We start from the raw sequence: 8,150 nt of genomic DNA, 5'->3' as shown, positions 1-8,150 counted from the left end.
TTGCTCCCCGCCCCGGGCGCGCAGGGAGACGTCCGTCTCGGTGAGGACGCGGTGGACGAACCCGTACGACCGACCGTAAGCCTCCGCGATGGCCCGTATCGACCTGCCGCCCTCGTACTGCTCCTTCATCTCCCGCGCGAGCTTCTCACGCGCCGCGCCAGTGATCTGTTCGCCCTTCCGCACGGCTCGTCTCCTTCCGTGATCAGTTCCCCGGTTGTGATCACCGTCTACCCCGAACAGGCCGCCGTGCCCCTGGACGCCGCGTTCTGTCCGCGAGCGCGGCAAAACGGGGCACCGGAGACCGCCTGATACGGGTGAAGACGTGCTCGACGCGGGCTCGGACCCGCTGGTGGGTCTTGTTGTGTTCCTCTTTCCGAGCCGGGCGTCCGGCCTGGCCGCGCTCCCGGCGGGGCGGGATGAAGAGTCCGGTGCCGGGGTAGCCGCCGTCGGCGATCGTGAGGGCCTTTCCGACGGCGGTCTTGGCGCCGGGCCCCTCCCACGCCGTGCGGTCGTCGCGGTTCCCGGCGAGCGGCCGGCCGACCACGACGACCAGACGGGTCCCGGCGTCCATGACGACCTGGTGATCCGTGCACCACCGGCAGTCCTTCGACCGCTCGGCGACTGTGTGATCCCCGGGGACCGGAGTGCCGTTCACAATGAGCACGGTGTCCTTGGCAAACCGCTTGCGCGGGCGCCGCCATCCCCGGGAAGGCCGGCGGGCCGTCTCTGCGGCCCGGCCGTCCAGCAACGCAACGATGCCGTGGGCCTCCGGCATGGCCAAGCGCTCACGCCACCGCTCCTCCCCACCGCTCCTCCCCACCGTTGTGCCACTCCGCGAGCCCGGTCTTGAAGGCGTGAGGTGCCTCGCTCAGTGCAGCGAGGCGAACCCCTCGCCACAGCGGCCGGTCGCTCGTCGTGAGAACTCGCAGGCAGCGTGATCACGAGTCTGCCGCGACACCGATACCGACACCGCCGAGCGATTCACCCCGAGGACAGCCGAAGCGTCGGTCGGTGTGCGGATCGGACGCCCGGGCGGGGGCAGGTCCCAGTCTCGATGTCGGTGGGGGATGTCATCCTCGGCTCCATGGATCACTCTGCGCGGATCACCGCGTTCACAGGTCTCGTCGGACCGCCGCCCGGCCCGGCGCCCGCCGTCGACTGGGCGGCGGTAGAGGGCTGGCTCGGCACCCCGCTGCCCGGTGACTACAAGGCGCTCGTGTCGGCGTACGGCGCGGCCGAGATAGGCGGCCCGGGTGCGGCGATCCGGCTGCATCCCCCGTGCGTCAGCACCGACGGCCGCTTCGAGTACGCGGCATGGATCGTCGAGACGCACCGGCACTCGGCGATCCGGCCCGGCATGTTCACCGCGCGTCGGCGCCCCTTCCTGCCCGAGGAGGGCGGCCTGCTCGCCTTCGCCACGACGAGGAGCGGCGACCACCTCTTCTGGGACACGGGCGCGTCGGACGACCCCGACGAGTGGCCGGTCACGCTCATGACCACGAATGTGGCAGTCGGGGTGAACGAGCCCTGGGTGGACTACGAAGTCCCTTTCCTCGAGCTGCTGTTCACGCTGCTGCGCACCGGCGTGCCGCACCCGGGCGAGCCCGGCGGGCTGCTGGGCCCGCTGCCCTCACGGATACGGGTCTGGCCGCCGCTGGCCGGGGCCGCACCCTGGTCGCCACCGCCTGCGGGCACCGCCGTGGACGCGCGGCAGCACGCGGCGCTCACCGAGGGTTCGGGCCTCGACGCCGTCATGGCGCTGGTTCCACCGCCCCTGGAGCCGTATCTGGGCGAGGGCACATGGGAGCAGGTCTTCGAGCGGCTCGGCACCCGGCTGCCGCCGGACTTCGTGGCGCTCGCGGAGCGGTACGGGGCGGGCAACTGGAGCTGGTGGCTGGACATGAGCGCCCCGCTGTCCCTGGACCGGCCACGGGATCAGGGGCTCACGGCCACCATCGAGGGCATGCTTGACGGATACCGCCGACTGCGCGCCGCCCATCCCGAGTACTACCCGATGCCCGCGTGGCCCGAGCCCGGCGGCTTCCTGCCGTTCGCGTCGACGATCGACGGGGACCAGATCGGCTGGTGCGCGGACGGCCCGCCCGAGACATGGCGCGTAGCCGTCAACCCACGCCACAGCGACCAAGGACCGCCCCTGCCGGGCGACTTCACGGCAACCCTGCTCACGTGGTTGCGCGGTGGCCCCGCCGAATCCGGCTTCCCCGGTCTGACCGGCCGGAACCTGCATCCGCTGGACGTCATCTTCTTCGAACCGTTCGGGCCGGGCGCGCCGTGGTGAAGACCCTCGTCACCACGAACTGGGGCCTCAGCACTGTTGCGTTAGGACCATGAGCGGCTTTCGAGGCCGTGGGCGGGGAACACGACGGTGGTGCGGCCGGTGCGGTTCCGGGCCCCGCAGAAGCGTGGCCCCCACCCTGCGCCTGACCCGTGTCGGCGAGGGGACCGAGGGACGCACCAGAGCCGGCGGGATCAAGGCCGCGGTCGGCTTGGACCACCCCTTGGAAGGCGACGCGGTATCAGGCGGTCCGGCGGCTCACCCGTGCGGCGGCCCACTCAGGCGCCCATCCGATCGCCGACGCGGTTGCCCTGGCCGGCGGTTGGGCTGCCCTGGTGGATCCCATGGGACTCCGGGTCGTCCGGCGTTGCCGCGCGAGCCGATCCCACAGGGGCCAGTCCGGCGCCAACACCCCGTAGGCGTCCAGGAGGCGGCACTGGAGGCTGGGCGAGTCCGTCACCGCGAGCGAGGCCGGGCGGGGGCGGAGTGACTCGAAGTCGGGGTACGCGTGGAAGCCCCCGGTGGGAGGACGGCAGGTGGCGGCGGTCACCATGATTCGGTACACCGCGCGTGCGAACCTTCCCGGTCGGAGCACTACCGCCGCGGCAGCCGATGCAGGGTCACGTCCGTGAGTGCTCCGCCGGTCACCGTCGCGGTGAGGTAGGTGCAGTGGGGCTGGCGGCGGCGGTCGGTCGGGGAGCCTGGGTTGAGCAGGCGCAGCCCGCCGGGGGCGGTGGTGTCCCAGGGGATGTGGCTGTGTCCGAAGACCAGGACGTCCAGGTCCGGGAAGCGGGCCGCGCACCGGGCCTCCCGGTCCTGGGCGGGGCCGGTCTCGTGGACCACGCCGAAGCGCAGGCCGCCCAGCTCGGCGCGGGCCACCTCGGGCAGCCGGGCGCGCAGTTCGGGGCCGTCGTTGTTGCCGTACACACCGATCAGCCGGCGGCTGCGGCTCTCCAGCAGGTCCAGGGTTGCGGTGTCGACCCAGTCCCCGGCGTGGAACACCACGTCGGCGTGCGCGAGTTCGGCGAGCAGTTGCTCCGGGAGCCGCTTGGCCCGCTTGGGAAGGTGGGTGTCGGACATCAGCAGGAGGCGCACGCCGTCAGCCTACCCATCGTTCCAGAAAGAAGTGCCCGGCACGCCACCGTGCGGGCGCGTTCGGCACGGTGGAGCCGGCACCTGCCTCACGGCCCCGGACTTCCGGCGTACGGTGGCCGGCGCGCTCTGACAGTGCGCCGCTCGGCTGAATCCCGCCGTCCTTCCTCGGAGCTCAGGCGGACGGCGGGTTCAGCCGACCGGCGGCTCGGCCTCCGCGGCCGTTGACCGAGAGGGAGGACACCGCGTTGTCGTAACAGAAGTTCCTGCGTCGCGCCCGGCGGGATGTCGAAGGGGTAGCCGTAGTGGCCGGCACCGAGCCGGATGCAGACATAGTCGCCACTGCGGTTCCACACCGAGCCGGCCCGGTCGTTCCGCTCCCAGCCGATGAAGGAGGTGGTCACCGGGTCGAGCTGGAGGGCGTCCCCGGTGAGGTTGTGGCCGTCGAAGAGGCAGACCTTGCCTTCCGAACAGCGGGACACGGCCGAGTCGGGGCGGGTGTCGGCCGACGCGGTTCCCGGAACCGCCAGTACGGCGGTGGAGGCGATGGCTGCCGCCGACACCGCGGTTTCGACTGTCGGTCTCATGAGAGTCCTTTCCCGTTGCCGCCCGCGGAAGCGCGGTCATGGTCGCCGCGTCCAGCTGTCGTTCTTCGAGGGCACCCGGTCGTACAACGGCTCCCACGCGCATGTGGTGCACAATGCCCCGGACAGGCACGGCGCCGCGGCGGGCGGCCACCTTCGTCCTCGTCCTCGGTTTCGCCCTGCTGCCGCCCTCGCCGTCGCCCTCGGACGGATCACCACACCGGCCGGAAGCCCCGGGCGGCCAACCAGCCGCCGTCCTCCACTCCGCGCGCACGGCAGTGAGCGTTTTCTCCCGCACTTCTCCGTGAGCCACCTTCATACGGAGTGGAGAATTCCGAATCTGTCCGGAACCTTGCCGTTGACCAGAGGCCACCCTATTCTCGCGGCGCGGAAAGCGCTTTCCCGAGTGTTCGGCCGAGCGCGGCAACACCCCCGACACACAGCACGAGGAGCACCACACAGCACGAGGAACACCACACAGCATCCGAGCCGCGTCCGGCGGCAGACGACCGAGTGGGAGACGACGATGAGACGACCAGTCGCCATGCGACTGTACGCGGCCCTGGCCACGCTGGGGGTGGCCGCCGCGACCGGGATGGTCGTGGCGATGCCCGAGCAGGCGTCGGCCGCCGTCGGAGGCGCCACGGGATACGCGACACAGAACGGCGGGACCACCGGCGGCGCGGGCGGGCAGACCGTGCGGGCCACCACCGGTACCGCGATCCACGCGGCCCTGTGCTCCCGGGCGAGCAGCAGCACCCCCCTCACCATCCAGGTCGAGGGAACCATCGACCACGCCAACACCGCCAAGGTGTCCGGCGGCAGCTGCAACACCGCGGACGGGGTCATCGAGCTGAAGCAGATCAGCAACGTGACCATCGTCGGGGTCGGCAGCGGGGCCGTCTTCGACCAGGTGGGCATCCACATCCGCGAGTCCCACAACATCGTCGTGCAGAACGTGACGGTGAAGAACGTCAAGAAGTCCGGCTCCCCCACGTCCAACGGCGGCGACGCCATCGGCATGGAGAGCGACGTCCGCAACGTCTGGGTCGACCACGTGACGCTGGAGGCCTCGGGCGGGGAGGCGGAGGGCTTCGACGGGCTCTTCGACATGAAGGACGGCACCCAGTACGTCACCCTGTCGTACAGCGTCCTGCGCAACTCGGGACGGGGCGGTCTCGTCGGGTCGAGCGAGAGTGACTTGTCGAACAGCTACATCACGTTCCACCACAACCTGTACGAGAACATCGACTCCCGCGCTCCGCTGCTGCGCGGGGGCACGGCCCACATGTACAACAACCACTATGTGCGCCTGAACAAGTCCGGGATCAACTCCCGGGCCGGCGCCCACGCCAGGGTGGACAACAACTACTTCGAGGACTCCAAGGACGTCCTGGGCACCTTCTACACCGACGAGCTCGGCTACTGGCAGGTCGCCGGCAACACCTTCGACAACGTGACCTGGACCAGTCCCGGCACCGACAACCACCCGGCCGGCCCGGACCCGCGGTCCAACACCACCGTCGCCATTCCGTACGCCTACACGCTCGACGACACCGGTTGTGTGCCGGGCATCGTGGACCAGACGGCGGGCGCCGGCAAGGGGCTGCGCGTCTCCGACGGCAACTGCACACCCCAGACGCCGACGCCGACGCCCACGCCGACACCCACGCAGCCCGGTGGGACCAACCTCAGCATCGGAGCCGGTTCCGACGGCTCCGGCAAGGCCGACGGCACGAGTTACGGCAACGTGCGCGACGGTGACCTGAACACCTACTGGTCGCCGGCCGGCACGACCGGCTCGATCTCGATCAAGTGGGGCTCGCCCACCGCCATCTCCTCGGTCGTCGTCCGGGAGACGGCGGGGGCCGCGGGCCGCATCGGCTCCTGGCGCCTCCTCAACGGCGACACCGGGGCGCAGCTCGCCTCCGGCAGCGGCGCGGGCGTCATCCCGCTCCCCCGGACGACACTTTCCAAGGTCACCTTCCAGATCACCGGAGCGAGCGGCACCCCGCAGGTCGCCGAGTTCGAGACGTACGCCGGGTAGGGCCGCACCGGTGTTCGCCGGCTCCCCGGTCGCCACCGAGGGCTCCGCCGCGCGGCCGGGGCGTACGGCTACCGGTCGGCGGACGCCGGTACGAGGCCGTCCGCGACCAGGCCCGCGAGGACCGCCTCGCCGAGGGCGCGGACGGCGGACAGGGGTCGGACCATGACGGTGAACTCCTTGATCCGGCCGTCGTCGTCGAAGTGCAGCAGGTCGACGCCGTGGATTTCCCTGCCACCCGCCCTGGCCCGGAAGAGCAGCACCGCGGAGTCGGCGGACGTGTCGTCGGCGCTGGTCCGCGCGGTGCCGGTGTAGTGGCCGAGGTAACGGAAGTCCTCGAAGGTGCGCAGCAGGACCTTGAAGAGGCCCCGCACCATCGGCTTGCCCTCGAAGGGGGTGAACTTCACCGGGCTGTAGAAGCGGATGTCCTCGGCGAACAGGTCGTCCAGCGCCGCGAGGTCACGGCGGTTCACGGCAGCGCGGAAACGGTCGGCAGTGGTCACGGCTTCCCCATCTTCATAGTCATGAATGTGACTAGTCATTTTCATGACTATCATGGTCCGAGCATTCCTGACAGAGGCAGGCAAGGAGACGGCCCGATGGCGCTACGGCACGCCGTGCTGGCGGCACTGCTCGACGGGGAACTCAGCGGCTACCAGCTGGCCAAGGCCTTCGACCTCGGCGTGGCGAACTTCTGGTACGCCCAGCCGCAGCAGCTCTACGCCGAGCTGACCCGGCTGGAGAAGGACGGGCTGATCGCGGGCCGCGAGGTGCTCCAGCAGTCGCGGCCCAACAAGCGCCTCTTCCAGGTGACCGAGGCCGGGCTGGCGGAACTGGGAGAGTTCACGGCCGCCTCCGCGAAGCCCTCCTTCATCCGTGACGACCTGCTCGTCAAGGTCCAGGCCGCCGACCACGTCGACCCCGAGGCCCTGATCGCGCAGCTCTCCGAACGCGCCGCTTTCGCCCAGGCCAAGATCGAGCTCTTCGGCAAGCTGCTGCGCGGCATGCGCGGTGACCGTACGGAGGAGGAGTTCCTGCGCCACGGCGACCGCGTCGGCCCCTATCTGACGTGCCTGCGCGGCCTCGCCTTCGAACAGGGCAACCGTGACTGGTGCGAGCGCACCATCGCGGTCCTGCGAGAGCGGCAGCGGGCCCGCACCCGGACCTGACGCGACGCACCAGGCGCGGACCGGGCGGCGTCTGCGGGCTCTCCCCGGAAGTCCTCGCCCCCGACGTGCCCCTGCGGACCGACGGCGGCGGCAAGGGCCGGCGGGCCCGCTCTAGGCGGCTCGCCCCGTCAGGCGGCGCAGGCCGCGTGTGGTGCCGAGCAGGGCGGCTCCGGCGCCGAGGGCGGTGGCCGCGGGGTGCCGGACCAGGGTCTCCTGCCAGGAGCGGCTGTGCGCGCTGTCGTCGAAGGCGCCGTGTGCGCCCTGGTCGTCGGCGCGTGTGCGGTCGACCGGTTCGAAGAGGTTGTCCAGGTGGGCCGGCGGGACGCTGTCGGTCTGCTGGGAGTCGAAGCCGGTGCGGGCCAGATAGCGGTCGAGCAGCGCCGGGAAGAGCCGGTTGGCCCAGATGGTGGCCACGGTGGACGCGCCTACGTAGTACTGCTTGCGGCGCGGGTGGTCGGCCGCGTACAGCACGCCCCGGGCGGCCACCTCGGGCTGGTAGATCGGCGGGACCGGCATGGGGTGCTTGGCCAGCCGGGAGCGGACCCACTCGAACTGCGGGGTGTTGACGGCGGGCATCTGGGCGACGGTGATGTGCACGTTGCTGCCGCGGTGCAGCAGCTCGGTGCGCAGGGAGGAGGTGAAGCCGTTGATGGCGTGCTTGGCCCCGCAGTACGCCGACTGGAGCGGGATGGACCGTTCCCCGAGCGCTGAGCCGACCTGGACGATCGTGCCCCGGTCGCGGGGCAGCATGCGCTTGAGGGCGGTGCGGGTGCCGTTGACGAAGCCGAGGTAGGTGACCTCGGTGACCCGCTTGAACTCCTCGGCGGTGATCTCCTCGAACGGCGCGAACACCGTGGCGAACGCGCAGTTGATCCAGATGTCGACCGGTCCGAACGCCTGCTCCGCGGCCTCGGCCGCCGCCCCCCAGGACAAGGTGACCGTCCAGGTCAGCGCGCCCAACGGAC

8 protein-coding genes and 1 pseudogene are annotated in these 8,150 nt (G+C 71.1%); 3 read left to right on the top strand and 6 right to left on the bottom strand.

Annotated elements, in window-relative coordinates; translation table 11 throughout:
• Together H5J33_RS15915 and H5J33_RS15910 are read right to left on the bottom strand one after the other, a co-directional pair.
• Nucleotides 1-183, bottom strand: a 183-nt coding sequence (locus H5J33_RS15915) for a helix-turn-helix domain-containing protein (protein ID WP_181795563.1), incomplete at its 3' end; no start/stop codon positions are given.
• Nucleotides 184-304: 121 nt separating this feature from the next.
• A pseudogene (locus H5J33_RS15910) lies at nt 305-694 on the bottom strand (transposase); the annotation flags it as partial.
• 390 nt (nt 695-1,084) lie between these two features.
• Between H5J33_RS15910 and H5J33_RS15905 the strand changes: the two are divergent.
• Entirely contained in the window at nt 1,085-2,299 is a 1,215-nt protein-coding gene (locus tag H5J33_RS15905; RefSeq protein ID WP_258565130.1) for an SMI1/KNR4 family protein, read from the top strand.
• Between the two features lie 591 nt (nt 2,300-2,890).
• On the opposite strand, the gene H5J33_RS15900 is transcribed toward H5J33_RS15905, so the two are convergent.
• A complete protein-coding gene (locus tag H5J33_RS15900) occupies nt 2,891-3,391 on the bottom strand; it encodes a metallophosphoesterase (protein ID WP_181795561.1) in 501 nt (166 codons plus the stop codon).
• Between the two features lie 86 nt (nt 3,392-3,477).
• Nucleotides 3,478-3,975: a peptidase inhibitor family I36 protein gene (locus H5J33_RS15895; RefSeq protein ID WP_181795560.1), complete on the bottom strand. Its 498-nt coding sequence runs from the start codon at nt 3,973-3,975 to the stop codon at nt 3,478-3,480.
• A gap of 523 nt (nt 3,976-4,498) precedes the next feature.
• Here H5J33_RS15895 and H5J33_RS15890 point away from each other — a divergent pair.
• Nucleotides 4,499-6,019, top strand: coding sequence for a polysaccharide lyase family 1 protein (locus H5J33_RS15890; RefSeq protein ID WP_181795559.1), 1,521 nt, complete (start codon nt 4,499-4,501; stop codon nt 6,017-6,019).
• A 68-nt stretch (nt 6,020-6,087) separates the two neighbouring features.
• Here H5J33_RS15890 and H5J33_RS15885 read toward each other — a convergent pair whose 3' ends face one another.
• Complete coding sequence (locus tag H5J33_RS15885) at nt 6,088-6,558, bottom strand: nuclear transport factor 2 family protein (protein WP_181795558.1); 471 nt, start codon at nt 6,556-6,558, stop codon at nt 6,088-6,090.
• A 57-nt stretch (nt 6,559-6,615) separates the two neighbouring features.
• Here H5J33_RS15885 and H5J33_RS15880 point away from each other — a divergent pair, with 57 nt between their 5' ends.
• The gene (locus H5J33_RS15880) at nt 6,616-7,185 is read left to right on the top strand and encodes a PadR family transcriptional regulator (protein WP_181795557.1); all 570 of its coding nucleotides are present in this window, start codon (nt 6,616-6,618) and stop codon (nt 7,183-7,185) included.
• A 111-nt stretch (nt 7,186-7,296) separates the two neighbouring features.
• Here H5J33_RS15880 and H5J33_RS15875 read toward each other — a convergent pair.
• Nucleotides 7,297-8,150 (bottom strand): SDR family oxidoreductase (locus tag H5J33_RS15875; protein WP_181795556.1); only part of this gene is annotated, 854 nt, incomplete at its 5' end.

The organism is Streptomyces sp. WELS2 (assembly GCF_013870595.1).
In the GTDB taxonomy this organism is placed as follows: Bacteria; Actinomycetota; Actinomycetes; order Streptomycetales; family Streptomycetaceae; genus Streptomyces.
The sequence above is the reverse complement of the archived record's forward strand: the minus strand, read 5'-3'. Positions and strand labels throughout refer to the sequence as shown.

Bases quoted from the DNA above. Each gene is read 5' to 3' on its own strand.
- H5J33_RS15905 (WP_258565130.1), top strand. From the start codon at position 1,085: ATGGATCACTCTGCGCGGATCACCGCGTTCACAGGTCTCGTCGGACCG.
- H5J33_RS15895 (WP_181795560.1), bottom strand. From the start codon at position 3,975: ATGAGACCGACAGTCGAAACCGCGGTGTCGGCGGCAGCCATCGCCTCC.
- H5J33_RS15890 (WP_181795559.1), top strand. From the start codon at position 4,499: ATGAGACGACCAGTCGCCATGCGACTGTACGCGGCCCTGGCCACGCTG.
- H5J33_RS15885 (WP_181795558.1), bottom strand. From the start codon at position 6,558: ATGACTAGTCACATTCATGACTATGAAGATGGGGAAGCCGTGACCACT.
- H5J33_RS15880 (WP_181795557.1), top strand. From the start codon at position 6,616: ATGGCGCTACGGCACGCCGTGCTGGCGGCACTGCTCGACGGGGAACTC.